Source organism: Bacillus sp. FSL R12-0074, assembly GCF_038005725.1.
GTDB classification, from domain to species: Bacteria; Bacillota; Bacilli; order Bacillales; family Bacillaceae_G; genus Bacillus_A; species Bacillus_A mycoides.
The window spans coordinates 1,262,069-1,285,939 of sequence record NZ_JBBOTR010000001.1 but is presented as its reverse complement, the minus strand read 5'-3'; the positions used below and the strand labels follow the sequence as shown (position 1 = coordinate 1,285,939).

The window sequence follows — 23,871 nt, the reverse complement described above, 5'->3', positions numbered from 1 at the left end:
GATGCAACCTGATACTTTTTTACATCATCTCCATTTTTCTATTAATGAAATTATGTCGTCCGATAAAGAGATTGACTGGGAAGACGCACCACTTCCTTATAAATTATATCGAAATTTACCAGTAATCCCTCTCTCTTTAGAAATCCCATTAACTTTGCGGAATTCTTCTACTAAACCTAACTTAGAGGAAATCGGTCATTATCTTTGGTACTCATTTGGTTTAACACAATTATGTCAGCCTACTACTAACCTAGAAAATAATAAAACAACGACTCTATTTCGAAGATTCATCCCTTCTGGGGGTGCTTTATATCCGAATGAATTATATATGTATTTAAAAATTGATCATTATCCAGACGGCATTTACCATTACGACGCCGCGCATCACCGTCTTATCTTACTTCGCGAAGGAAATTTCGATTCTTATCTTACAGAAGCACTCGGCAATCGTTGTAACATACATTCTTGTTTTGGTGCTGCATTTGTATCCACTATGTTTTGGAAAAACTTCTTTAAATACAATAACTTTTCGTATCGTCTTCAAGGATTAGATAGCGGTGTTCTCATCGGTCAATTACTTGAATGCGCAAAACAATTTGGTTATACAAATGGTGTGTATTTTCAGTTTCTAGATCGGGCAATGAATCATTTACTTGGACTGTCAGAAGGTGAAGAAAGTGTGTATGCTGTTATTCCTTTAAGTACAGAACCGAATACAGATTGGTTTCATGATGATCATCGTAAAAATAAAACCGTTACTTCTCATGACTTGTTGCAACAAATCCCGCCGTTAACACATGAGCATTTCGTTCGTTCAAAACATGTAGATGACTATCCGATGATAAAAAAAATAACCGCGGCATCTATGATTGAATCGACAGAACACTTCCAAACATTTACCTGTGAAGAACGACAACAATATAGTACACACGCTATGCAGCTACCTAAAGTGGAACGTTTATCATATGATTTCTTACAACTTTGTAAAAAACGATATTCACCTGATTCTGACTTCATTTTAACGAAATGGGATGCAGCCGAGCTTGCTACTCTACTACAAGCAGCGAGCCTCTCCTTCCCTTATTACAACGACCTTGATGGCAAGTATGTAAATGAAAACGCACGAGTCTCACTATATGGATGTTTTTATAACGTAAAAGACATAGAAAACGGCGCTTACGCTTATAACAGTAGGACACATTCCATACAGCCAATTCGGTACGGAGATCTTCGTTATTCTCTGCAATCCAGTATGACGATGGATAACGTAAACCTTTTTCAAGTACCACTTTGTCTACATGTAGTCGGAAATAAAGATTACTATAAAAATAAATTAGGTTATAGAGGATATCGCATTCATCAAATGGAAGCTGGCATGCTCGTTCATAAACTCGTTTTAGCTGCGACCGCTATGGGGATGGGCGGGCACCCGTTACTAAGTTTTGATACAAATTCATGCGATCAATTGTACGGGATTGATGCCGGAAATGAAACTTCACTCATTCAAATTCCGGTTGGGGCGTATCGAGCGCGAAATTGGCTAAAAGGGTCCTTGCATAATTAGAAGCACGCCGATTAATGGCGTGCTTTTTTTAAAGGAGTTAAATTATTAAAAGCGAAATAAATACATATTCTTATATAAAAGGAGAGTTTGAATTGAGTATTTTACAAAGATTAATCGAGCAAGCGAAAAATCCTCGCGGGACAATTGGTTCCTCTATGCTTTGCATTATGAATGCTGCGCATACGAGACTAACAAATTGGGCTTTACAAAAAATACATATACGTGAAAATGCAATTATTTTAGATATTGGTTGTGGGGGTGGTAAAACCATACAGACTCTTTCAAAACGAACTCCACTTGGGAAAATATACGGGATCGACTACTCCAATCAAGCTGTTGAAAACTCAAAGAAAGCAAATATGAAGGATGTCAAAGCAGCGAAAGTAATTATTCATCAAGCAAGCGTCTCCTCTATTCCATATCATCCGGACTTCTTTGATCTCATTACCGCTTTTCAAACCCACTACTTTTGGCCTGATGTTGAGAATGATATGAAAGAAGTATTTCGCGTCTTAAAACCGAATGGATCCTTTTTACTAGTCGCTGAAACTTTCAAAATCCAATATCATATGGATAAATTTAAGACGACCGAAGAATTAGTAAACCTTTTTTATGAGACGGGATTTACAAGCGTGAAATGTTACGAAGAAAGAGGGTGCCTTTGTTTAATAGGAAATAAGTAAAAAAGCAGACCTTTCAAGGTCTGCTTTTTTACTAGATTACTTTAAAAATACTCTTAATTTGTCTTGCAAATAACCAGTTTTTCGTACCGTAGTTATCATTTAGACTATCTAAATTAATAGCTTTCCCGTTAGAAAACTTTAGTTCTAACGTTGTATTTTTGTCATTTGTTTTTAAGTTGCTATTTGTAATGTCATCATACTTTAATTTTTCAATCTCAATATACTCTTCCTTCTCTTCTCCGATAACGACGTGATCTTGGAAGAAGAAGAATACTTCTACTTTCTTACCGAAACAAAATACGTTTTTCGTATAAATTAATGTCGCGTTATCAAGTCCGACACATACTTCTTTCATCTCTTCAACAACGTTTCCTAAGTCTTCTTCGTTTCTTGCATTTGATTCAGCAATCCATTCTTCGATTGTATTCATGTTAATTGCCATACTGTGCCCCCTGGTTCGTTCATTGCTTTGTTAAAAAATAAATACTATATGACAATATAAGCGATACGTACTATGTTTTCAAGGGTGAACGGTATATTCAAAATAAAGTGAAACTTTATTTATTCCCCTTTAACAAAAAAATAGCACTTAAAAAGTGCTATTCCGCTCTCCTTGCTGCTTGTTGAATTGGATCCCAAACGCTGTTATATGGTGGTGCGTAACTTAAGTCGACATCTTCTAAATCGTGAATACTCATTTTATTGAAAAGTGCCATTGCGATAACATCAATACGTTTATCTACGCCCTCTTCTCCAATTACTTGTCCGCCTAACAATTGTTTCGTATCGGTGTGATATAGTAATTTCAAGTGAAGTGGCGAAGCACTCGGGTAATAGCCTGCCATATTTGTTGAATCTACTTTGACCGTCTTATACGGGATGTTTAGCCCTTTCGCTTCTTTTTCATTTAAGCCTGTTCTTGCGAGCGTCAGATTCATAAATTTAATAATGCCCGTACCTAACGTACCTTTAAATGCCCTTCGTTTATCAACCATATTGAGTCCGGCAAGTCGCCCTTGTTTATTCGCAGTCGTTCCAAGCGGGATATGATCATGCATTTCCTTTATAACATGGTAATGCGTTGCACAATCACCAGCAGCGTATACGTCTTTCACATTCGTTTGCATATAAGCATTTACTTCAATTGCACCTTTATGGTTTTTACGTATATTTGTCCCCTCAAGAAAATCAGTATTTGACTGTACACCGACAGATACTAAAACGAGATCTGTTTTATACGTACCTTTATCTGTTTCAATTTGTTCCACTCTCTCTTTTCCTTTAAACGCTTTTACATTTTCATTTGTTAAAATTTCAATATTATGTTTATCTGCTTCTTTATGTATATATTCCGCCATATCGGCATCATAAATTGTGCCAATATGATTGTTTCGCTCAATCATTCTTACTTTCTTTCCTAGTTCTACAAATGTTTCTGCCATCTCTAGACCAATTGCACCGCCGCCAATAATAGTTACAGCCTCAACTTTATTCGTTTCTAGCGTTTTTAATATGCGCTCAGCATCCGGAATTGTTTTTAAAAGATGAACGCCTTGCAAATCTCGCCCTTCCCATTCTGGCATAACAGGACGCACTCCAGTCGCAATTAATAAACGGTCATACGGAAATTCAAAAACATCTTTCGTCTCCGTATGCTCTGCGTACACCATTTTCTTTTCCGTATCTACTTTCGTTACTTCATGACGTACTTTCGCATCAATTCCATATTTATCACGAAACGTCTTTACATCGCGTGCAATTAACTTTTCAGTAGAAGCAATAACACCACTAATCACATACGGTAATCCACACTGAGCGTACGAATAAATTTCACCTTTTTCTAATGTTACAACATTTGCATTTTCATCGTTTCTAACAATTTGCATAGCTGCACTCATACCAGCTGCATCTCCACCAATAATGACATAGTTCACTTTACCACTCCTTCTTTTTTTACATACTCTTTACGTTTTCCATATTTTTTAGAAATAACACCTACTTCCATTGTAAAGAATGAGACTTTCATCTTCAAATTTGGTGCACTTACCTATGCTTTAATAGGTAAGTGTCGTGTCTTATAAACAACATATTTAATATGCTATAACAGCAACTATTGAAAGTAGGTGAAACATACATGTGCGCCGGCCTTCTCGCTCAAACTCCAGAGGAACCGCAAGAACCGAAAGCCGCCATGCCACTTGATCAAGAATTTTCTATTAACGCAACATTATACAGCGCTCGTGCTTGGTTATCTAATGATGAGACTTTCGCACAAACGATTTGGAAAGGCTCTCGCTTTGCTTCAGCATCACACGCTGGCAAGTCCATCTTACCAATCGGTACTGTTAAAATTTTGAACTTATCTGATGATACAATAACAGTTACTGCATCATCAGAAAAAGATGATACTCTCAAAATAGTCGTACCCCCTCGTTCTGAAGGTGTTTTAACATCTAGTGCATTATCTGATGTGCAAGCAAGTACATCAGGAGGAGCAAGCAAAGTCACATTCCTCTTTCATATCTTTTTCTCAAGGGATCCTGGTCCAGCTAAATAACCATAAAAGGGTACAGTTATGCACTGTACCTTTATCATGCACTCTATTCTCTTGATTTGATCAGTTCAAAATTATAAGATTCAATATTAGTTAACACTTTCTGCTTCTTTACTACAGGATTCCCCCTCTTCATCCCGCAGTTTTGGCAAAATTGCACTCCATCTTCATACTGAGCTCCGCATTTTGTACATACATTCATCCATTCAACCACCTTTTCGTTAGAAGCCTGTTAATCCCCCGATAAAGGTTTGGATTATCGTTTTAATGTAAGACCAAAACACGATAAACGTTGCAATTCCGATTAAAACATTTGCGATAATAAGTGTGTAAACAAGATCTACTCCGCCGTTGTCTAGTTTTAATATAGCTACAATTATACTAATTCCCATATACGTTGTAGCCAGCCCTAATAAGATTGGTAAAAAAAAGATCAATAGGAAACTAAATAGAAAAGAAAGAACTAGTATAGCAATAGCTGGCGTCGCTATCGTCCCCCATATACCGAATGCCTCAAGAAAAGAAAAAGATGATTTCATCATCTTACCACTTACAAAAATAATAAATCCGACAAATAAAGTTAAAATTAATAAAAAGAAAAAGACCATTACAGATTCTCCAAAGAAAGTAGGAGTAGCTATATCTGGCACTAATGTCCTCGTAACAGTCGCCGCTGCGCTCATCATTCTATAAAAAATACATGCTCCTAAAAAGCAAATAAGCACAAGACTTACAATTCCATTTCGCACTTCAATATTTCCACTTTCCATAATGGCCGATGGTGATTTAAAAGCATTTTTAAAGAACTGAAAATAGCCACTTGCAAATTGTTTCACTTGCTCTACCGTTTCATTCGGACGAGTTTCCTTTACTCGTGCCGGGCGCGATAGCTGCCCTTCTTCCTGCCCACCACTCGCTACCACTTCTTCCGTTAACGAATGTCCACAATTTCCGCAAAACCTTGCTTCCGCTGCATTTTCAGTATTACATGCCGGACATTTCATTCTCTCATCCCTCCTTAAGCATATACCTTATAGGGTGTTACAAATTCAATATATGACTTTGTACATAAAACATGACTACAAGAAAAAGAATATGAAATCCTTCTTTTAAACGAAACTATGTGTGCTAGTAATATAGAAAAATAATGTTATTATGAAACAGAGCAAATAAAGTGAAACTTTAAACAGATTGGATGAAGACAGTGGAATTTGTAAACTCGATTTTTCAAACACTCCTTACAAGTGTGATCCAATTATTTTCTTTAATTGGTGTCATCATTGTAATTGGATTTATATTAGGTTATTTAGAATCTCTCACACGAACGTATTGGTCGAGAGCTTTTGGTAGGAAAGGTTTTCTTTTAACCGCGTGGATTGGTGTTCCCGTTCATGAGCTTGGGCATGCAATTATGTGTCTAGTATTTCGTCATAAAATTGTAGCAACGCAGTTTTTCCCAACAGATACAAGTCAGGGAGCTTTAGGTTACGTACAACATCAATACAATCAAAAAAGTATATACCAACGAATCGGTAATTTCTTTATCGGCATCGGTCCTATTATTTCTGGTATTACTGCCTTAATACTTTTAATGCGCTATTTCGTACCAGAGTCATATTCTTTATTTAATACAACTCTCGAAACAACTGTTGCATCGACTTCTATTAACTTAGACATGATCCAAAACATGTTTTTATCAACATTCTTTTTATTAAAAAGCTTGTTTACAATGAACAATTTATTGACCCCTTCTTTTTGGTTATTTTTATTTATCGCTATTTGTATTTCCGCACATATCGCTTTAAGTAAACCAGACATTAAAGGATCAATAGACGGCGTCATCGTCATGTTTATCTTATTATTTTTATTCAATATAATAGCGGGACTGTTTCAGTACGATAGTAACCAACTAATCGGTAAAATGATGAAGTATAATATGTATTTCATCGCGTTTTCTAGTGTGGCGCTTCTTTTCTCTTGTATTTCTACACTTGTGAGTTTTGTGTTTTATAAAATAAGAAGAGGGCGTTCATTGTGAACGCCCTCTTCTCATCAATTATTTCTCTTATAATCACAATGCTCAACCGGAACACGAGCGTGCCCTTCTTCATCGGTACACCATGACTGTGACTGAAAGGCAAGAAAAATACCAATCCACTCTTCCTTCTTCTCAAAGTGAATCAATATCCCACCGTCTTGCCATTTGCCATCATCACCTTGCCATTTCTCTACATTCCCTTGATTCATATGAATATCGTGTATACCGTTTCCAGGTGTAAAATGAAAATACGAATCCGGAACCTTTTCTTCTGGTCCCCACCTTTCACCAAACGCATAAATAATTGCTTTCTCATCTATTGCTCGTTTTATATAACGTTCTATCTTTTCATTTAAATCATTATCAGATCCCGTTTTTTCAGCTGGCAAAGGAATCATTTGCTTCGAATCAAATAAATTACCTCTTACATAATCTAAAGCCACTTTCGGCTCATTGTTTTTCACTTCCGTAAAACCGAACGGTAATGTCGGTAAAATGTGAATAGCTTCTGAATCAATATGTTCGCTTGCAAAATATAAAACTTCCGACGGATAGCTTTGCGATTTCACGTTAATTGCAATGCGATAATTAACTCCTGCTTCGCCTTGTAAATGAACTTGATAATGAGCTGTTTTCCCTTTTCCAATCTTAGATTGTACAACTGTACCTTTTAATACACCGTAGTTTTTTAAGGGCATCTCTTTCATCTCCTATTCATTTAGTAGAAGCTTTTCATACTTTAGGCATTATCCATATAAAAAGAAAATCCTCCTTTCCCAGGAGGATTTCTTATTTTCTCAACATATACCAAACAATAACCTCCACCACTACAAGCAACACCGCACCAAAAATCATTAACGTCGTCTTCTTTAATAGTTCATTTTCACGATAAGGGATATTACATAAATACGCGCCTAGTGTAATCCGTGATGGACAAGCGATTGTGGCTACTGATGATGCGGTGTTTTGGAGTGTTGTGACATATTGCCACGGGAGCGCTACGTTTTGCGCTGTTTGCATTTGTAGTTTTATAAACATCGCATTTGATCCTGCGTTACTACCTGTTAAAAAGCCGCCAATTCCGCCTATGAAAGGAGCAGCGAAAACGAAAAATGTCCCAAATGTTTCACCAGCTGTTTTTGCGAGTAATGAATGCATACCAGATGCACCCATTAGTTCTGAAATTGCGATAAACATTGTCGTTGTAATAGCGAAAGGAATCCATTGTTTTATCGTTTGTGAGAGTGATTGTTTAATAATATTTGATGGAATGCGGAAGAAAATAATTGTAAATAAACAAGTCATAGCGAGCCAAAATCCTGGTGAATATAGTAGCTCTAGTTTGTAAGAATATGATTTTAAATCGAGAACTGCATATGACCTAAGAAAATCATGTAATACTGGAACGAGGCGGGAAAGTAAAATACAAACTGTTAAAAAGATATAAGGGCTAATAATTTTTATAATAGATACTTCTCTCTCTGCAGTCGCCGCATGTTCTGTTATAAAGTTTTGCTCACTTTTGCCTTTTAATTTAATGATTAGAAAGCCAAATGTAATGGTAACGATAGAACTTAATATCCCTGCAAGTTCAACACTTACGTATGCGTTAGAAAGATAGATTCCGAGAGAAAATAATAGAAAGAATCCTACTCCTTCCTTACACTTTTCTATAACTGCCTGCCAGCCACCGACAACGTATAAAGAAAGGAAGATAAAATATGCGAAAATCGGGATGCTTAATAATGCTGTATTTGTACCAAGAGTTGTGAGCGGCATGTTAATAAGCTGAGAACCGATAATCGTACCCGTTGCCATCGCGCCCCATGAACTTGCAAGTAAACCGATAAACGATAGTAGCACAGCTTGAAACGGTTTATAACCGAGCGAAAGAAAAATAGGTGCTGCGACCATAAAACCAATTCCGAATCCACTTACTGATTCAATGAGTGGACAAATACCAAAACACATAAGAAGCATTTGCAATAATCGATCGCGCGTGACTTGTTCTAGAAATCGTGCTACTTGATCGATGTATCCCATTTTGTTCATGAGGTGAAATAAAAAAATACCAAAAAACAACACGTATCCGACAATAAAACAAATTAACCAACCTTTAATCGTTGCGTGCACAGTTTCACTTATCCCTAATTGGAACGTTGGCGAAAGTAAAACGATTCCGACAGAAACGGCATAAGAAATTAATGAAGCCCTTAATGACGTTTGTTTAAACAAAAATAAACAAATAAAAATCATCATAATTGGGATAAGTGCCAACAATATGGCCATGCTATCATCTCTTTTCGTAAAAATTGCAATTTTTAACTATTATATAACAGATGTTATGATTTTCAATTATTTTTATAACAGATTTAAAAAAGGAGCCGCTTGGCTCCTTTTTTGAATAACTAATATTTTATCTTTTATCCTGAAAAACCGTCTGCTGTCCAATCATTTTTTCTAGTACAACAAACACAATATAAGCACATATTACTTGCAATACAATATTCCCAAGTTTTATTAATTCAAATGAATGGATCCATTGGAATAATTCACTTAATAATACAATCGAAACGATACTAAATAGTTCTATACTAACCGAAAATATACATACTTCTAAAATAGATTGCTCTTGTATTCGATTTAATTGGGAAAAGATGAATACATATCCTAAAAACAGAGCCATCAACTCTATTTTCGTCATGCTAATAAGCCAAGCGTATAATGGTACAGTTAAAAGAAGATATAATAGTTTACGTCTTAGCATGCCTTCTCACCCTCTAATTTATAAGTATTTTCTGTATATTTTAACATTTATTACACAAAAGAAACAGAAGAGACTTAAGCCTCTTCTGTTTCTTTTACTGCATGTATTAACTCACAAATTTCTTCTCGCTTTTCATTTTCTAACAGCTCAATGACTTTACTTCCAACGACAACGCCGTCACATATTGTAATCATTTCTTCAATTTGCTCTCGTGTTGAAATACCGAATCCTGCGACTACTGGTAAGTGGACGTGTGCTTTTACTTTTTCTAAGTAACTACGAATCTCATCTTTAAAGTTTTGACGTACTCCCGTTACGCCCGCTACTGTAACGGCATAGACGAATCCTTGTGATTCACTCGTAATTTTTTCAATTCGTTCAATAGGGCTCGTTACGGTAACGAGTGGAATTAAAGCGATATTCGCCACGCGAAGGAGCGGTGCAATAATGTCTTGTTCTTCATACGGTAAGTCTGGAACGATAATACCGTCCACCCCTGCTTCAAGACAGCTCTCAATGAAACGTTCCTTTCCGAATGCGAGTACTGGATTTAAATATGTCATAAGTACAAATGGAATTTGAACTTCTTGCCTCACCTCTATTAATGCTTGAAAAATACTTTTCAATGTTACACCGCTATCTAATGCTCTTTTTCCTGCCCTTTGAATAGTTGGACCGTCTGCGACTGGATCTGAGAACGGAATACCGATTTCAACGATGCTTGCTCCTGCTTCATCAAGAAAACGAATTCTTTCTTTTAACTTTTCAAGTCCACCATCTCCGCCCATTACATAGGGAATAAATGCTTTCTTGCCATTTTCAAACGCTGCTATAATTTTTTCTACTCCCATTTTTTACACCTCTTCCATATAACGTTTTATACTCTCTACATCTTTATCACCGCGGCCGGATAAACAAATGACAAGTCCTTCGTCTTTCTTCATTTGCGGCGCTAGTTTTAAAGCGTATGCAACAGCATGTGAACTTTCTAATGCCGGGATAATCCCTTCTTTTTTCGTTAATAATTGAAATGCTTCTAACGCTTCTTCATCTGTAATGGAATGATAAGAAACGCGGCCAATATCTTTTAGCAAGCTATGTTCTGGCCCAACACCTGGGTAATCCAGCCCTGCCGAAATAGAGTGCGCTTCTTGAATTTGCCCTTCTTCATTTTGCAGAAGGTACATCATCGATCCGTGTAAAACACCGACACTTCCTTTCGTTAAAGTGGCTGCGTGCTTTTCTGTGTGAACACCTTTTCCAGCTGCTTCAACACCGTAAAGAGCAACTTCTTCATCGTGTACGAACGGATAAAACATTCCCATTGCATTACTACCACCGCCAATACAAGCAACGACTGCTTCTGGTAATTTCCCTTCTAACGCTTCGTATTGCTTTTTCGTTTCTTTCCCAATTACACTTTGGAAATCACGAACAATTTGCGGGAATGGATGTGGCCCGAGAACTGATCCCATAATGTAGTGCGTATCGTGTACATGTGAAACCCAGTAACGAAGCGCCTCGTTTACCGCATCTTTCAACGTGCCGCTACCTGCCGCAACGCTTTCTACTTTTGCTCCGAGTAATTCCATTCGAAACACGTTTAATTTTTGTCGTCTCACATCTTCTTCTCCCATGAAGATGACGCATTCTAAACCGAAAAGTGCACATACAGTAGCTGTTGCAACTCCGTGTTGTCCTGCTCCTGTTTCAGCGACAACTTTCTTCTTACCCATTCTTACCGCAAGAAGTGCCTGACCGATTGTATTGTTAATTTTATGAGCTCCCGTATGGTTCAAATCTTCACGTTTCAAATAGATTTTTGCTCCGCCGCAATACTTCGTCATATTTTCAGCGAAATAAAGCGGTGTTTCTCTTCCAACATACGTTTGTAAATAATGATCTAATTCCTTTTGAAACGCTTCATCTTGCATCGCTTCTTTATATGCTTCTTCTAGTTCTAATACAGATTGCATTAACGTTTCTGGAACGTATCGTCCTCCGTATATACCGTAATGACCTTTTTCATCTGGATATGCATAATTCATTTGGAACACTCCTTCGCTTTTTTAATAAATTGTTTTATTTTCTTTAGATCTTTCTTTCCTTCTGTCTCTACTCCGCTGCTCACATCGATCATATATGGCTGAACGGTTCGAATTGCTTCTTCTATATTAAGGATGTTTAATCCGCCAGCTAATATCGTTTTCTCTCGCAACTCGTTTGGCATATGTGCGAGTAACTCCCATGAGAATGTCTTTCCGTTTCCTCCGTGGAACTTTTCTTTCGGGCTATCAAATAACAGATAATCTGTATCGTATTTTTTCGCACATTCAATATCTTTCTCTAAAGTTACTCCTACTGCTTTTATAGACGGAATATTCAATCTCCTAATTTGATGATTGTCTTCATCCCCATGTAGTTGCACATGCGTTAACCCGCACCCCTCTGCAATTTTCTGGATCACTTCTACTGATTCATTTACGAAAACACCTACCTTGAAAACGTGGACTGGAATTTCCCCAATAATTTCTTTCGCTAGCCCTGGGGTGATTTTCCGCTTACTTTCTGCAAAAACAAATCCAATTGCATCTGCTCCGTATTCGCAAGCATGTTTTGCTGTTTCAACATCAGTGATGCCGCAAATTTTCACTTTCATATGTTCACCCTACAGTCTTCGAAAAAGTTACTTATAGAAGATGATGTCATAAGTGCTTCTCCAACTAATACACCTTTTGCACCAGCTCGTTTGACGCGAATAATATCTTCTTTTGAATGAATGCCGCTTTCACTAATCCAAAGTAGGTTTTCCTCATTCAGTCGTTTTCCGAGCTTTTCAGTTTGGCTTAAATCTACTTCAAATGTTTTTAAATTACGATTGTTAATACCGATAACGTGCGGATTTAATTCGATTGCAATTTCTAATTCCTGTTCATCATGAACTTCAACAATCGCTTCTAATCCTTTTTCTAGCACGTAGTTATAAAGCTCGTTTAATTTCTCTTTTGACAATGCTGCAACAATTAATAAAATAAGATCTGCTCCTGCTTCATACGCTCTATCAATTTGGATTTTATCGATTATAAAATCTTTACATAAAAGCGGAATGTTACTTTCTGCTCTTGCCGTTTGTAAGTCGTGAAACGACCCTTTAAAAAATTGATCGTCTGTTAAAACCGAAACTGCTCCAGCACCGCATTCTTCATATGTTTTCACTTGTTTTGGCACATCAACGTGTAAATTAATATCGCCTTTTGATGGAGACGCTCGCTTTACCTCCGCTATTACAGTAAACTGCTCTAAAGCTTTTACAAGTGAGTGTGTTTTCCTTTTTTCTTTCACTGGTGAATATGTTTCATATAACTCCGCAACTTCTACTTTCTTTTGCTCTACAATTTTGTCTAAAATCGTCCCCATTTTAATTCACCCTTTCTAATTTTTCATGACTTGCTGCAATTAATAAGTTTAGCTTGGCTAATGCTTTTCCAGAGTCAATGCTATGTGCCGCTAGTGTAATTCCTTCTTCAATCGTTTCTGCTCTTCCATTTGCGAAAAGGGCTAGACCTGCATTTAATAAAACAGTATCGCGATAGACACTCTTTTCTCCGCTTAATACTCCGAGTGTAATCTTTGCATTTTCTTTTGAATTCCCACCTCTAATTTCTTCATTTTTCACTCTTGAAAAACCATACTTTTCTGGATCAATACTCATTTCTACTATTTCATTATCTTTTAAAACGACGACATGATTTTCTCCCTGTAATGATGCTTCATCTAAAAAGCCACTTCCGTTTACGACGAGCGCTTGTTTTCTGCCAAGTTTCTGCAATACTTCCGCTACCGGCAATAACATATCTCGCTTATAAATACCGACAAATTGTGTTTCTAAATTAACCGGATTCGTCAACGGTCCAATTAAGTTAAAGATCGTCGGAACGTTTAATTCTTTTCTTATTTTCATAATACGTCTTAATGCTGGATGCATCGCTGGTGCGAATAAGAAGGCAATACCTACATTCTCTAATAAATAGTCAATCTCACCCGGCGTACAGCTTATGTTTACACCGAGTTCTTCTAATAAATCAGCACTTCCTGTTTTACTAGAAACAGCGCGGTTTCCATGTTTCGCAACCTTTACACCAGCTCCGGCAAGTACAAATGCCGATGTTGTACTAATATTGAATGTTTGCGCACCATCACCACCCGTTCCGCAATTGTCCATCGCGCCTTTTATATGATTTGAAAACGGTAATGCCTTTTCGCGAAGAGCACGAACGAGACCGTATATTTCTTCTGCTGTTTCGCCTTTCGCTTTCAGCAATACTAAGAAAGCTGCAACTTCACTTTCCAATATGTTGTCACTTAATAAAAGAAGTCCCGCTTCATACATTTCTTCTTCTGTTAAATGTTGTCCCTCTACTAATTTTCGAAGATAACTGTTCATACTCTCTCCTCCTCTTTCACTTCTGCTAAAAAGGCACGTATTAACTTTCCGCCTTCTTCTGTTGCAATTGATTCTGGGTGAAACTGTAATCCGAAGAGCGGATAATAGTTGTGACGAACTGCCATGATTTCTCCGTCATCCATCGCTGTCGCTAGTATGTCAAAACACTGCGGCAAACTATTTTGCACTGCGACGAGTGAATGGTAACGCATCGCTGTTAGCGGCTGCGTAACGTACGAAAAGATTGACGTTCCGTTATGTTTCACACGCGATGTTTTTCCGTGTTTAATGCGCTCTGCTCTAACAATTTCTCCTCCAAATGCGGATATGATTGCTTGATGGCCAAGGCAAATTCCTAAGATGGGAACGTTCTTATAAAAGTGACGAATAACATCGATACAAATTCCAGCATCTTCTGGTTTCCCAGGTCCTGGTGAGAGCACAATTCCTTTCGGCTTCATCCCCTCTAATTGTTCAATTGTTATTTGATCATTTCTTACGACGACGATGTTTTCTTCGTACTCGCCTAATAGTTGATACAAGTTATATGTGAAGGAATCATAGTTATCAATCAGTACAATCATTTCATAACCTCCAAAAGCGCTCTCGCTTTATTTAATGTTTCTTCATATTCAGCAACCGGGTCTGAATCGTAGACGATACCTGCTCCTGCCTGAACGTACGCTTTCTCATCTTTCACAACCATCGTTCGAATTGCTAGCGCCATATCAAGATTTCCTGAGAATGAAATATATCCAACTGCTCCGGCGTATACATTTCTTTTTTCATGCTCTAACGTATTAATAATTTCCATCGCCCTTATTTTCGGAGCACCTGATACTGTACCAGCTGGTAAACAATACGCTAATGCATCAAATCCACTCGTTTGTTTTCGCAATGTTCCGTAAACTTCAGATACAATGTGCATAACGTGAGAGTATTTTTCTACTTTCATATATTTATCTATCGTCACAGAGCCAATTTCACTTACTCTGCCAATATCATTTCGTCCTAGGTCCACAAGCATCATATGCTCTGCTCGCTCTTTCTCATTTCCTAACAGTTCTTTTTCGATTTCCTCATCTTCCTGCTTCGTTTTCCCTCTCGGCCTCGTACCAGCAATTGGGTTTGTCATCACTTTATCCTCTCTTACTGATAACAAACTTTCCGGCGAAGAGCCAAGTACAACATAATCTTGAAAATCGATATAGAACATATATGGTGATGGATTTGCAATTCGAAGTTTCCGGTATAATGCAAATGGATCTCCTTTACATTCACTTTGCAAACGCTGGGATAATACAACTTGGAAAATATCTCCGGCCCGAATGTATTCTTTCGCTGTTTCTACCATTTCACAAAATTCTTTTTCAGTTATTGAAGAAGTGAATGATAATATTGATTGTATTTCATTTACTTCCGCTTCTTCTCCCTTTAGCACTTCCTCTTTGTATACTTGCAATCTTTCGTATACTTCTTCATAAGAAGCTGAATCGTCTTCCCTGCATACATATACAAATGACAACTTTTGGCGTAAATGATCGTAAACGGTAAACTCACGATATAGTAAAAGGTGTACTTCTGGAATATTTAATGGATCGTGTAAATCTGCTCCAATGTTTTCATACTGCCGAATGACATCATAGCCAATATAACCAACTGCTCCCCCGCAAAACGGAAATGGACTGTCTACTTGCGCTGGTGCGATTACCTCTTCTAGCATTTGCAGTACGTTACCCTGCAGCTTTTCTTTTTTCCCATACATCATTCGCTCTACTTCTATACCAACGCTTTTCACTTCTCCATAAGGATTACACCCTAAGTAAGAATAGCGCCCTTTATCTTGATGAAGCTGCGAACTTTCTAATAAAAACTTTTTCTTTCCCTTCATACGTCTATATAAAGAAATTGGCGTAATGCTATCTCCTTCTTCTTCAGCAATTACTAAAAATGTGTTTCTTTGTTCTTTTTGCTTCATAAATTCCTCTTTTGTCATCATGCCTTTCACCTCACTCTGAAAAATAAAAAAGTCCCCTACATATCGAAATATGTAGAGGACGATAAATTTACCGTGGTACCACCTCAGGTTGGACGCAAAAGCATCCCGCTTTATTCAGGTACAAAATATATACCTTATCCTTGTAACGGCGGAACCCGGGTTGCCTACTGAAAATAATTGTTCAGCATACCTCTCGTAAGCCCATTCCGTATATGGCACCGCACCGGGCTCCCACCTGTCCCCGGCTCTCTGAAACGTCTCCAATATACGTACTCTTCTTACTTAAACGATTTAACATATTTAATTTTTTGTACACAAAAAGGGAGTACTCATCCTATAGAAAGGACGGGTACTCCCGTGGTGCCACCTTAATTCGTTACGAATGTAACGCACTTTGCCGTATCAAAAAATAATACGTGTCTCTTGTATCGATGAGATCATGTCGCCAAAGCCTACTTCTTTCGTTTCGGTTTGGAAGCTCCGAAGCCCATTCCACATCAATCCCATACTGATTCGCACCAACCATCAGCTCTCTGACATGTTCATCATGTGTACTCTTCTTCATCAACGCTTGCATTTTTTTAAGTTGCACTCATTATAGACCTAACTTTTTTCACAAGTCAATACTTTTTAAAAAAAAATTATTTCTCCCTTCTTTCAATATTATATTGACAAAACAACGTGTTTTTATGTAAATATAATAAATACTCTATTAAAATTAAGGTTTTTTCGTCTGAAATTTATATATTTAAAAAGTAAAATGATGTCAAAAAACGCTTACATTTCTGAAAATTCATATTTGTATATGGATTTTTCAGAATAATCATGATAGATTATAAATATGCAAAATGCATCAAAAGACATGACAAAAGGAAGGGGAACTACATGAGTACGCAGATGTTAACTTTAACTTCTATCTCTATTTACATGCTCGGGATGTTAGTAATCGGCTATTTCGCCTACAAACGAACGTCCAACTTAACAGATTATATGCTTGGCGGGCGTACACTAGGCCCCGCAGTAACAGCATTAAGTGCTGGAGCATCTGATATGAGTGGTTGGCTTTTAATGGGATTACCCGGTGCAATGTTTAGCGTTGGATTAAGTAGTAGTTGGATTGCGATCGGCCTAACACTAGGCGCATACGCAAACTGGCTTTATGTCGCTCCTCGCTTACGTACCTACTCTGAAATTGCAAACAACTCTATTACTATTCCAGAATTTTTGGAACACCGTTTCCACGACAAATCTCACATGCTACGCTTAGTATCCGGACTTGTTATTATGATTTTCTTTACTTTCTATGTAGCTTCAGGATTAGTTTCAGGCGCTGTATTATTTGAAAATTCATTTGGTATGAACTATCATGTTGGATTACTCATTGTAGCAGGCGTTGTTGTAGCTTACACATTATTTGGTGGTTTCTTAGCAGTAAGTTGGACAGACTTCGTGCAAGGAATCATTATGGTAGTTGCCCTTATTCTTGTTCCTATCGTAACAATTATGAATACAAACGGACTTGGACCTGCATTTGATACAATTCGATCTGTAGATCCAACACGTCTAGATATTTTTAAAGGTGCCTCTACTTTAGGAATGATTTCTTTATTCGCATGGGGCCTTGGTTATGTTGGACAACCTCATATCATCGTACGCTTTATGGCAATTTCGTCTGTAAAAGAAATTAAAAGCGCGCGAAGAATTGGTATGAGCTGGATGATTTTCTCTGTTGTCGGAGCTATGTTTACTGGTCTTATCGGTATTGCTTACTATTCACAACAAGGTTTGACATTATCTAACCCAGAGACAATTTTCCTTGAACTTGGAAAAATTTTATTCCATCCACTTATTACTGGATTTTTATTAGCCGCTATTTTAGCCGCTATTATGAGTACAATTTCTTCTCAGCTTCTCGTTACTTCAAGTGCAGTAACAGAAGACTTATATAGAACATTCTTTAAGCGTTCTGCTTCTGATAAAGAACTTGTATTTGTCGGTCGTATGGCTGTTCTTGGTGTTGCTTTAATTGGGTGTGCATTAGCGCTTAAACAAAATGATACGATTTTAGCTCTTGTTGGATATGCTTGGGCTGGATTTGGTTCTTCATTTGGACCTGCTATTTTATTAAGCTTATATTGGAAACGTATGACGAAATGGGGCGCGCTTGCTGGTATGATTTCAGGTGCAGCCACAGTAATTATTTGGACACAGTTTAAGTTCCTAAAAGATTTCTTATATGAAATGATTCCTGGTTTCGCTATTAGTTTAATAGTGATCATAATTGTTAGTTTACTAACCAAACCTTCAAAAGAAGTTGAAGAGCAATTTGAGAATTTTGAAAAACAACATATTCATAATCTATAAAAAGAAAGCTCTGCTGTTACGATAACAGCAGAGCTTTCTTTTTATTACAGTTCGACAATCTTCTTCTCAAATTTAACAAATTCTTTATGTTTCGTTAAATTTACTATAACATTCTTCCTTTATATTATTAGTATCGACACCTATACAGAAAGGGGACTCCACAATGTTAGCATCTTTACAGCAACAACATATAAGAAAATTTTCACCTATCACAAACACTTCTACTTCTCGTTTAAACATACAACCTAATCCATCCAAAATTTCAATTGCTCCTTCTGTTATATCTGTAATTGGTATTCATATACAGAAAAATAAGCTTAAAATAAAAACCGGACAAAGTGCCGATTTATCAGCTTCCGTTTTGCCAATGCAGGCAAAGAATCAAGAGCTTATTTGGACAAATATGAACTCCGACGTCATCACCATCTATCCGAAAGGTGAGACAGTAACGATTACTGGAAAAAGTGCAGGGAGAGCAGTCGTAATTGTCACAACTGCTGAAGGAAAATTCCGCGACTTATGTGTCGTTCACGTGCAACCTTATATGACAAATCCAAAGTGACATAAAGAGAGTAGATATGAATCCACTCTCTTACTTTATTTCAATCCCAGGATTTTTTCTTTTTAACAACAAAATAAATTCTTCTTTATTTCTTGGAGAAATAAGTTCTGTTTCATATGATCCGTAAACAATTTCTAATCGATCGAATGATAGTGCATGAGCTGCGATTGGATTTTTTGTATTGGAAATTCGTTTTATGTCTCGTATAAATATACGTTTTTTAACGGGACCTGATGTAATTATAATTATTTCTTCCTTAACGATATATTTTGTTGAAAACCAACTCCAACTAAACAGTATAGCCAACGGAATTGTAAAAAATAAGAAAAAATATTCTCTCCCTGCAAATATGGGCGCAAAACACGCTCCAATGACAACGAAAAAAATCGGATATAACCATACATCTTTTTTTGATGAAAATTCCACTAAACTTCCTCTCCCTTGATTTAAGTCAATGAATCTCCTCCTCTTCCCTATTACAATGAAAACAACATTAGAATAGGAGGACGTATTATGACTGAGCGAAATTTTGCCTTATTTGCAGGCACTTCTCTTCTTATCATGGCATTCACTGCATTTTTTTCTTACGGTTTTGTTCATGGAAATCTCGTTGTACCAAGTAATGCGAGCACGACACTCCATAATATTCAAACTTCAAGTTCACTTTTCAAAGCAGCAATTTTCGGATGGATTATCATTTTTATTACGGATATTATCGCCTCGTGGGCTCTTTATTTCTTTCTAAAACCTATCCATACTAGCCTCTCATTGCTAGCTACCTGTCTTCGTCTTATGTATACAGCTATACTTAGTATTGCTATATTCAATTTAACATTTGTATTACTTCTTTCAAAAAGCACAGTTGCTAATTCAGAAGCATATACAATGTTATTTCTAGAAGCTTTTGAATACATTTGGTCTGTAGGATTAATCATTTTCGGCTTACATCTTCTCACCTTAGGATACGTAACCTTTCAATCTAAAAACATACCGAAGACTATTAGTATATTACTGCTCATTGCTGCAATCGGCTATATCATCATTAACGTAATGAATACGATGTTTTCACAATATGATGCGATTATTTCCACTCTTAACGTTGTCTTTCAACTACCGATGATCACAGGTGAACTAGGATTTAGTATATGGCTATTGCTTAGAGGTGGAAAAAACTCTACTGTTTGAGTCGTTTCTTAATTCTGCTTAATGATTCTGGCGTAATACCTAGATAACTTGCCAATTGATATTGAGGAACACGATCGATTAAATGCGGTCGTTTTTGTAATAATGATTTGTAGCGCTCTTCTGGTGTCGATGTAATAAATAATGTAAGTTCTTCTTGTACTTCACCAAAATTGTATTCAATCATTTGGCGCGTCATTTCTTCTAACTGTGAATATTTCTTATACATGTCCTTTTCACTATACAGATCGCCAACTACAACTAGACAATCTTCTAGGCACGTTAACGTATGTGGGGATAATTTATCTTGTTTATGATGATTGAAATTTGCGATTGCTTGTTCTTCTGTATAAAAATTTGATGTAACTTCTTTTCCAGATTCATCTATACAATGTTGCCTCACGCATCCTTTTAATACAAAATAACATTTAGACGGAACATCTCCTTGTCTTAAGAGCACTGTTCCTTTTTTATACTCTTCAATTTGTAATTCTTCTACGATCATGCGCTGCTGCTCTTCACTTAATGTTGTAAGATTTGTCATGTATTTCATTAAAATCTCTTTCATTTGGTCTCTCCTTCCCCCTCTATATTTGTATGAGAAACGTATGATGTAACTCCACTATATATTATCTTTTTTCATGCTACATGGCGGGAATTCCCCCTATTAAGCTGTTTTATTTTCTGCATGGAACAAAAAAAAGAGAAGTTACCAATAACTTCTCTTTTCGTATATTAGAATAAACTCGTTATAATTCCTGTGTATAAGCCGGTTCGTTCACCACATTTTTTGCTGTTCGCTTTTGTTGCTGTAGTAAGAAAACAGATACACCAAACAATACGAGCATGCTACCGATAATTTGCATTGCATTTAATTTTTCTCCAAGTAAGAAGAACGCTAGTATAGATGCCCCAACTGGTTCTCCTAAAATGCTCATTGAAATCGTTGTTGCATTTACGTAATTTAATAACCAATTATTAATGACGTGTGACACTGTCGGTACAATCGCAAGTAAAAGAAAAATACTCCAATCCCACTTCGTATAGCCTGTAAATGGCACTTGAAGTATAACGTTATAAATCGCTATAAATATACCAGCGAAGGCAAATACAGTGAAACTATAAATCCAATGAGATACTTTCTTTACTGTCGTTTGTCCGATAAATAAATAACCGACAACTGCTATTACACTTAAAAAGGATAATATATCCCCATAAATTGCTTGCTCACTTAGCCCTAAATCTCCCCAGCCAATACACATTACGCCTAGTATCGCAATTCCCATCGTCGCAATTGCTGAATAGGTTGTTCTTTCTTTAAATAAGAAAAAACCTCCCACTAAAGATACGATCGGTTGAAGTGCTAAAATAATCGTCGAACTAGCAACTGTCGTATGCTTTAAGGATTCAAACCATAGAAGAAAATGAAGAGCTAAAAAGAAACCAGATCCAATTAAAAATCCCCAATCTTTTATTTGAATCCTACTAAACTCTTCCCGTTTTTTCCAAACGATCGGCAGCATAATAAGTACGATAATCCATAATCGATACATACTTAAAACGGAAGATGGTGCTGAGGACATCTTTGCAAAAACAGCTGCGAATGAAATTGCTATAATGGAAATTGCTAGTGGTAGTGCGATTGATCTTTCTTGTTTCAAATCCTGTCTCCCCTCTCACCTGTAAAAAATCCCACTTCATTATATCCGTTTTCTTTCACAACTTAAATACTAATTTTTTAGATTCTTCGTACCATTATGGTAAAATAGAAATTAAGGCACCTATTAGTGATTATTTCTTTCCTTTTCACTACAAGCGTTGCTCTTACAATCATTACAGTAAATTTTTATTTAGGGGGATATACATGAATCAAACAATAGGGAGAATTGAAGAAATTTCATTTTTTAGTACATCACTTCAAGAGGAGCTTACACTTCTTGTTTATTTACCAGTAAATTACACACCTCTCCATAAGCATACGGTTGTTATTGCACAAGATGGTAGAGATTATTTTCAGCTTGGTAAAGCGCACCGTGTAATTGAGCGTCTTCGTGAAACTGAAGAAATCGACCGCACAATTATTGTCGGTATTCCATATAAAAATGTACACGATCGTAAGGAAAAATATTTCCCAAATGATGTAAAGAATGCTGCTTACATTCGTTTCCTTGCTCATGAGCTTGCTCCATATATTGATGCAAATTATCCAACATATCAAATGGGTAAAGGACGCGTTTTAATTGGAGATTCTCTCGGCGGTACAGTTTCCTTCATGACCGCACTTATGTATCCGCATACATTTGGTAAGGTCGTTATGCAATCACCATTTGTTGATGAAACAGTCATGAACTTAGCAAAAGATTTCAAAAATCCGGGGGCGCTAGATCTTTATCACGTAATTGGGACCGAAGAAACAGCTGTCAAGCGTACAGACGGACAAGTATCTGATTTCGTAGAACCAAATCGCGAGTTAAATAAACTACTTACAGATAGAAATTTCATCACGCATTATGAAGAGTTTGAAGGGAATCACACATGGAAATATTGGCAAGCAGATTTACCAAAAGCATTTTCTCATATTCTATCAATGAAATAATAGAGAGCGGTATTCAGAATAATTTGATATAATAGATAAAGAGATTTATTCTCAAAATCTAACTAGACTTGCAAAGGGAGGAATTGGAACATGAAATTAGGAATTGTAATTTTCCCATCAAAAATGATTCAAGATAAAGCGAACGGATTACGTAAACGTTATGATCCGCATTACGCATTAGTTCCGCCACATATTACATTGAAAACACCCTTTGAGACGCAAGATGAACAATTAGAATCGATTGTGAATGAGTTACATACAATCGCAAATAAAACGAACCCTTTCACCCTTCATGTTGGGAAAGTCGGTTCATTCGCACCTGTTAATAATGTTCTTTATTTTAAAGTAGAAAAAACACCTGAACTTACTTTCTTAAATGAAGAAATGCATAATGGTTTCTTTACACAAGAGCGCGAGTACTCTTTCGTACCTCATTTAACAATCGGTCAAGACTTATCAGACGCAGAGCACGCTGATGTATTAGGTCGATTACGTATGAAAGATTTCTATTATGAACAACCAATCGATCGTTTCCACCTTCTATACCAATTAGAAAATGGAACATGGACTGTACATGAAACATTCCACCTTGGAAAGGAGAACAACTAATTTGCACGCACAAATCGTACAAACGGACGAACAACTAAGAGATGCATTCTCTGTACGTAAGCAAGTATTTGTGAATGAGCAACGTGTTTCTGCAGAAGAAGAGTATGATGAGTTTGAAGAAATTTCAACACACGTTGTTATATATGATAATGATGTTCCAGTTGGTGCTGGTCGCTTCCGCATCGTTGATGGAGTTGGAAAGATGGAACGCATTTGCGTACTAGCTTCCCATCGCAAAAAAGGCATTGGCAAAATCATTATGGATGCACTTGAAGCGTATGCGAAGGAAGAGTCTCTACCGAAATTGAAACTCCATGCTCAAACACATGCTGAATTTTTCTATAAAAAGCTAGGATACGTGACGGCTTCTGATGTGTTTATGGAAGCAAATATCCCACACGTCGTAATGATAAAAGAATTATAAAGTGAAACTTTAATCAGTGGGGGTTTTGTTCATCCCCCACTGATTATTAGCCTTCACCAATCGGGCGTTTACGGGCACCTGAATT

26 protein-coding genes, 1 pseudogene and 2 other annotated features are annotated in these 23,871 nt (G+C 36.9%); of the genes and pseudogenes, 10 read left to right on the top strand and 17 right to left on the bottom strand.

What is annotated here, in order from left to right:
- Window position 1: 1 nt before the first annotated feature.
- Together NSS97_RS06650 and NSS97_RS06645 are read left to right on the top strand one after the other, a co-directional pair.
- Complete coding sequence (locus NSS97_RS06650; protein ID WP_107887001.1) at window positions 2-1,564, top strand: SagB family peptide dehydrogenase; 1,563 nt, start codon at window positions 2-4, stop codon at window positions 1,562-1,564.
- Between the two features lie 92 nt (window positions 1,565-1,656).
- A complete protein-coding gene (locus NSS97_RS06645) occupies window positions 1,657-2,247 on the top strand; it encodes a class I SAM-dependent methyltransferase (RefSeq protein ID WP_044437838.1) in 591 nt (196 codons plus the stop codon).
- A 31-nt stretch (window positions 2,248-2,278) separates the two neighbouring features.
- Here NSS97_RS06645 and NSS97_RS06640 read toward each other — a convergent pair whose 3' ends face one another.
- Both NSS97_RS06640 and NSS97_RS06635 read right to left on the bottom strand, forming a co-directional pair.
- On the bottom strand, window positions 2,279-2,689 hold the full coding sequence (locus tag NSS97_RS06640; RefSeq protein WP_002030461.1) for a DUF3908 family protein: 411 nt from the start codon (window positions 2,687-2,689) through the stop codon (window positions 2,279-2,281).
- A 157-nt stretch (window positions 2,690-2,846) separates the two neighbouring features.
- A complete protein-coding gene (locus NSS97_RS06635; RefSeq protein WP_107887003.1) occupies window positions 2,847-4,181 on the bottom strand; it encodes an FAD-dependent oxidoreductase in 1,335 nt (444 codons plus the stop codon).
- Window positions 4,182-4,381: 200 nt separating this feature from the next.
- Here NSS97_RS06635 and NSS97_RS06630 point away from each other — a divergent pair, with 200 nt between their 5' ends.
- Window positions 4,382-4,804: a hypothetical protein gene (locus NSS97_RS06630; protein WP_044437833.1), complete on the top strand. Its 423-nt coding sequence runs from the start codon at window positions 4,382-4,384 to the stop codon at window positions 4,802-4,804.
- A gap of 103 nt (window positions 4,805-4,907) precedes the next feature.
- Here the strand turns inward: NSS97_RS06630 and NSS97_RS06625 are convergent.
- Window positions 4,908-5,003 (bottom strand): annotated as a pseudogene (locus NSS97_RS06625) (zinc-ribbon domain-containing protein); the annotation flags it as partial.
- 19 nt (window positions 5,004-5,022) lie between these two features.
- Window positions 5,023-5,805: a zinc ribbon domain-containing protein gene (locus NSS97_RS06620; protein ID WP_044437831.1), complete on the bottom strand. Its 783-nt coding sequence runs from the start codon at window positions 5,803-5,805 to the stop codon at window positions 5,023-5,025.
- A gap of 200 nt (window positions 5,806-6,005) precedes the next feature.
- Between NSS97_RS06620 and NSS97_RS06615 the strand changes: the two genes are divergently transcribed.
- Window positions 6,006-6,839: a hypothetical protein gene (locus NSS97_RS06615; RefSeq protein ID WP_044437829.1), complete on the top strand. Its 834-nt coding sequence runs from the start codon at window positions 6,006-6,008 to the stop codon at window positions 6,837-6,839.
- Window positions 6,840-6,853: 14 nt separating this feature from the next.
- Here the strand turns inward: NSS97_RS06615 and NSS97_RS06610 are convergent, their stop codons facing one another.
- The 10 genes from NSS97_RS06610 to trpE form a co-directional block, all read right to left on the bottom strand.
- On the bottom strand, window positions 6,854-7,537 hold the full coding sequence (locus NSS97_RS06610) for a DUF2278 family protein (RefSeq protein WP_044437827.1): 684 nt from the start codon (window positions 7,535-7,537) through the stop codon (window positions 6,854-6,856).
- A gap of 91 nt (window positions 7,538-7,628) precedes the next feature.
- On the bottom strand, window positions 7,629-9,128 hold the full coding sequence (locus NSS97_RS06605) for an L-lactate permease (RefSeq protein WP_044437826.1): 1,500 nt from the start codon (window positions 9,126-9,128) through the stop codon (window positions 7,629-7,631).
- A 127-nt stretch (window positions 9,129-9,255) separates the two neighbouring features.
- The gene (locus tag NSS97_RS06600; protein ID WP_002086916.1) at window positions 9,256-9,606 is read right to left on the bottom strand and encodes a DUF4029 domain-containing protein; all 351 of its coding nucleotides are present in this window, start codon (window positions 9,604-9,606) and stop codon (window positions 9,256-9,258) included.
- Window positions 9,607-9,680: 74 nt separating this feature from the next.
- On the bottom strand, window positions 9,681-10,457 hold the full coding sequence (gene trpA / locus NSS97_RS06595; RefSeq protein WP_044437825.1) for a tryptophan synthase subunit alpha: 777 nt from the start codon (window positions 10,455-10,457) through the stop codon (window positions 9,681-9,683).
- Window positions 10,458-10,460: 3 nt separating this feature from the next.
- The gene (gene trpB, locus NSS97_RS06590; protein ID WP_002086917.1) at window positions 10,461-11,654 is read right to left on the bottom strand and encodes a tryptophan synthase subunit beta; all 1,194 of its coding nucleotides are present in this window, start codon (window positions 11,652-11,654) and stop codon (window positions 10,461-10,463) included.
- Window positions 11,651-12,265, bottom strand: a complete 615-nt coding sequence (locus tag NSS97_RS06585) for a phosphoribosylanthranilate isomerase (protein WP_107887006.1) — start codon at window positions 12,263-12,265, stop codon at window positions 11,651-11,653. The genes trpB and NSS97_RS06585 overlap by 4 nt, the downstream gene beginning before the upstream one ends.
- The gene (trpC, locus tag NSS97_RS06580) at window positions 12,262-13,023 is read right to left on the bottom strand and encodes an indole-3-glycerol phosphate synthase TrpC (RefSeq protein WP_107887007.1); all 762 of its coding nucleotides are present in this window, start codon (window positions 13,021-13,023) and stop codon (window positions 12,262-12,264) included. The genes NSS97_RS06585 and trpC overlap by 4 nt, the downstream gene beginning before the upstream one ends.
- A 1-nt stretch (window position 13,024) precedes the next feature.
- Complete coding sequence (gene trpD / locus NSS97_RS06575; RefSeq protein WP_044437821.1) at window positions 13,025-14,050, bottom strand: anthranilate phosphoribosyltransferase; 1,026 nt, start codon at window positions 14,048-14,050, stop codon at window positions 13,025-13,027.
- Window positions 14,047-14,634, bottom strand: a complete 588-nt coding sequence (locus NSS97_RS06570) for an aminodeoxychorismate/anthranilate synthase component II (protein ID WP_044437819.1) — start codon at window positions 14,632-14,634, stop codon at window positions 14,047-14,049. The genes trpD and NSS97_RS06570 overlap by 4 nt, the downstream gene beginning before the upstream one ends.
- Window positions 14,631-16,049, bottom strand: a complete 1,419-nt coding sequence (gene trpE / locus NSS97_RS06565) for an anthranilate synthase component I (protein WP_016094537.1) — start codon at window positions 16,047-16,049, stop codon at window positions 14,631-14,633. The genes NSS97_RS06570 and trpE overlap by 4 nt, the downstream gene beginning before the upstream one ends.
- A 51-nt stretch (window positions 16,050-16,100) precedes the next feature.
- Window positions 16,101-16,345: a binding site (T-box leader), on the bottom strand.
- Window positions 16,346-16,387: 42 nt separating this feature from the next.
- Window positions 16,388-16,626: a binding site (T-box leader), on the bottom strand.
- A 308-nt stretch (window positions 16,627-16,934) separates the two neighbouring features.
- Between trpE and putP the strand changes: the two genes are divergently transcribed.
- On the top strand, window positions 16,935-18,413 hold the full coding sequence (gene putP / locus NSS97_RS06560; protein ID WP_002086927.1) for a sodium/proline symporter PutP: 1,479 nt from the start codon (window positions 16,935-16,937) through the stop codon (window positions 18,411-18,413).
- A gap of 163 nt (window positions 18,414-18,576) precedes the next feature.
- Window positions 18,577-18,975, top strand: coding sequence for an Ig-like domain-containing protein (locus NSS97_RS06555; protein ID WP_002064293.1), 399 nt, complete (start codon window positions 18,577-18,579; stop codon window positions 18,973-18,975).
- Between the two features lie 30 nt (window positions 18,976-19,005).
- Here NSS97_RS06555 and NSS97_RS06550 read toward each other — a convergent pair whose 3' ends face one another.
- The gene (locus tag NSS97_RS06550; RefSeq protein ID WP_044437816.1) at window positions 19,006-19,401 is read right to left on the bottom strand and encodes a PH domain-containing protein; all 396 of its coding nucleotides are present in this window, start codon (window positions 19,399-19,401) and stop codon (window positions 19,006-19,008) included.
- Window positions 19,402-19,488: 87 nt separating this feature from the next.
- Between NSS97_RS06550 and NSS97_RS06545 the strand changes: the two genes are divergently transcribed.
- Window positions 19,489-20,160: a DUF4386 domain-containing protein gene (locus NSS97_RS06545; RefSeq protein ID WP_044437814.1), complete on the top strand. Its 672-nt coding sequence runs from the start codon at window positions 19,489-19,491 to the stop codon at window positions 20,158-20,160.
- On the opposite strand, the gene NSS97_RS06540 is transcribed toward NSS97_RS06545, so the two are convergent.
- Together NSS97_RS06540 and NSS97_RS06535 are read right to left on the bottom strand one after the other, a co-directional pair.
- A complete protein-coding gene (locus NSS97_RS06540) occupies window positions 20,150-20,725 on the bottom strand; it encodes a Crp/Fnr family transcriptional regulator (protein ID WP_002064291.1) in 576 nt (191 codons plus the stop codon). The genes NSS97_RS06545 and NSS97_RS06540 overlap by 11 nt on opposite strands.
- Before the next feature lie 181 nt (window positions 20,726-20,906).
- Complete coding sequence (locus tag NSS97_RS06535; protein WP_002030492.1) at window positions 20,907-21,818, bottom strand: DMT family transporter; 912 nt, start codon at window positions 21,816-21,818, stop codon at window positions 20,907-20,909.
- A 203-nt stretch (window positions 21,819-22,021) separates the two neighbouring features.
- Between NSS97_RS06535 and NSS97_RS06530 the strand changes: the two genes are divergently transcribed.
- The 3 genes from NSS97_RS06530 to NSS97_RS06520 all read left to right on the top strand — a co-directional run bounded on the left by NSS97_RS06530 (window position 22,022) and on the right by NSS97_RS06520 (window position 23,786).
- Complete coding sequence (locus NSS97_RS06530) at window positions 22,022-22,753, top strand: alpha/beta hydrolase (RefSeq protein ID WP_002030493.1); 732 nt, start codon at window positions 22,022-22,024, stop codon at window positions 22,751-22,753.
- Window positions 22,754-22,843: 90 nt separating this feature from the next.
- Window positions 22,844-23,362: a YjcG family protein gene (locus NSS97_RS06525; protein ID WP_002011397.1), complete on the top strand. Its 519-nt coding sequence runs from the start codon at window positions 22,844-22,846 to the stop codon at window positions 23,360-23,362.
- A gap of 1 nt (window position 23,363) precedes the next feature.
- Window positions 23,364-23,786 (top strand): GNAT family N-acetyltransferase, encoded by a 423-nt coding sequence (locus NSS97_RS06520; RefSeq protein WP_044437812.1) that lies wholly within the window; start codon window positions 23,364-23,366, stop codon window positions 23,784-23,786.
- Window positions 23,787-23,871 lie beyond the last annotated feature (85 nt).

What these genes read in the sequence shown, in the direction of transcription:
- NSS97_RS06650 (WP_107887001.1), top strand. Translation starts at nt 2, where the DNA reads ATGCAACCTGATACTTTTTTACATCATCTCCATTTTTCTATTAATGAA.
- NSS97_RS06640 (WP_002030461.1), bottom strand. Translation starts at nt 2,689, where the DNA reads ATGGCAATTAACATGAATACAATCGAAGAATGGATTGCTGAATCAAAT.
- NSS97_RS06630 (WP_044437833.1), top strand. Translation starts at nt 4,382, where the DNA reads ATGTGCGCCGGCCTTCTCGCTCAAACTCCAGAGGAACCGCAAGAACCG.
- NSS97_RS06620 (WP_044437831.1), bottom strand. Translation starts at nt 5,805, where the DNA reads ATGAAATGTCCGGCATGTAATACTGAAAATGCAGCGGAAGCAAGGTTT.
- NSS97_RS06610 (WP_044437827.1), bottom strand. Translation starts at nt 7,537, where the DNA reads ATGCCCTTAAAAAACTACGGTGTATTAAAAGGTACAGTTGTACAATCT.
- NSS97_RS06605 (WP_044437826.1), bottom strand. Translation starts at nt 9,128, where the DNA reads ATGGCCATATTGTTGGCACTTATCCCAATTATGATGATTTTTATTTGT.
- NSS97_RS06600 (WP_002086916.1), bottom strand. Translation starts at nt 9,606, where the DNA reads ATGCTAAGACGTAAACTATTATATCTTCTTTTAACTGTACCATTATAC.
- trpA (WP_044437825.1), bottom strand. Translation starts at nt 10,457, where the DNA reads ATGGGAGTAGAAAAAATTATAGCAGCGTTTGAAAATGGCAAGAAAGCA.
- trpB (WP_002086917.1), bottom strand. Translation starts at nt 11,654, where the DNA reads ATGAATTATGCATATCCAGATGAAAAAGGTCATTACGGTATATACGGA.
- NSS97_RS06585 (WP_107887006.1), bottom strand. Translation starts at nt 12,265, where the DNA reads ATGAAAGTGAAAATTTGCGGCATCACTGATGTTGAAACAGCAAAACAT.
- trpC (WP_107887007.1), bottom strand. Translation starts at nt 13,023, where the DNA reads ATGGGGACGATTTTAGACAAAATTGTAGAGCAAAAGAAAGTAGAAGTT.
- trpD (WP_044437821.1), bottom strand. Translation starts at nt 14,050, where the DNA reads ATGAACAGTTATCTTCGAAAATTAGTAGAGGGACAACATTTAACAGAA.
- NSS97_RS06570 (WP_044437819.1), bottom strand. Translation starts at nt 14,634, where the DNA reads ATGATTGTACTGATTGATAACTATGATTCCTTCACATATAACTTGTAT.
- trpE (WP_016094537.1), bottom strand. Translation starts at nt 16,049, where the DNA reads ATGATGACAAAAGAGGAATTTATGAAGCAAAAAGAACAAAGAAACACA.
- putP (WP_002086927.1), top strand. Translation starts at nt 16,935, where the DNA reads ATGAGTACGCAGATGTTAACTTTAACTTCTATCTCTATTTACATGCTC.
- NSS97_RS06555 (WP_002064293.1), top strand. Translation starts at nt 18,577, where the DNA reads ATGTTAGCATCTTTACAGCAACAACATATAAGAAAATTTTCACCTATC.
- NSS97_RS06545 (WP_044437814.1), top strand. Translation starts at nt 19,489, where the DNA reads ATGACTGAGCGAAATTTTGCCTTATTTGCAGGCACTTCTCTTCTTATC.
- NSS97_RS06540 (WP_002064291.1), bottom strand. Translation starts at nt 20,725, where the DNA reads ATGAAAGAGATTTTAATGAAATACATGACAAATCTTACAACATTAAGT.
- NSS97_RS06530 (WP_002030493.1), top strand. Translation starts at nt 22,022, where the DNA reads ATGAATCAAACAATAGGGAGAATTGAAGAAATTTCATTTTTTAGTACA.
- NSS97_RS06525 (WP_002011397.1), top strand. Translation starts at nt 22,844, where the DNA reads ATGAAATTAGGAATTGTAATTTTCCCATCAAAAATGATTCAAGATAAA.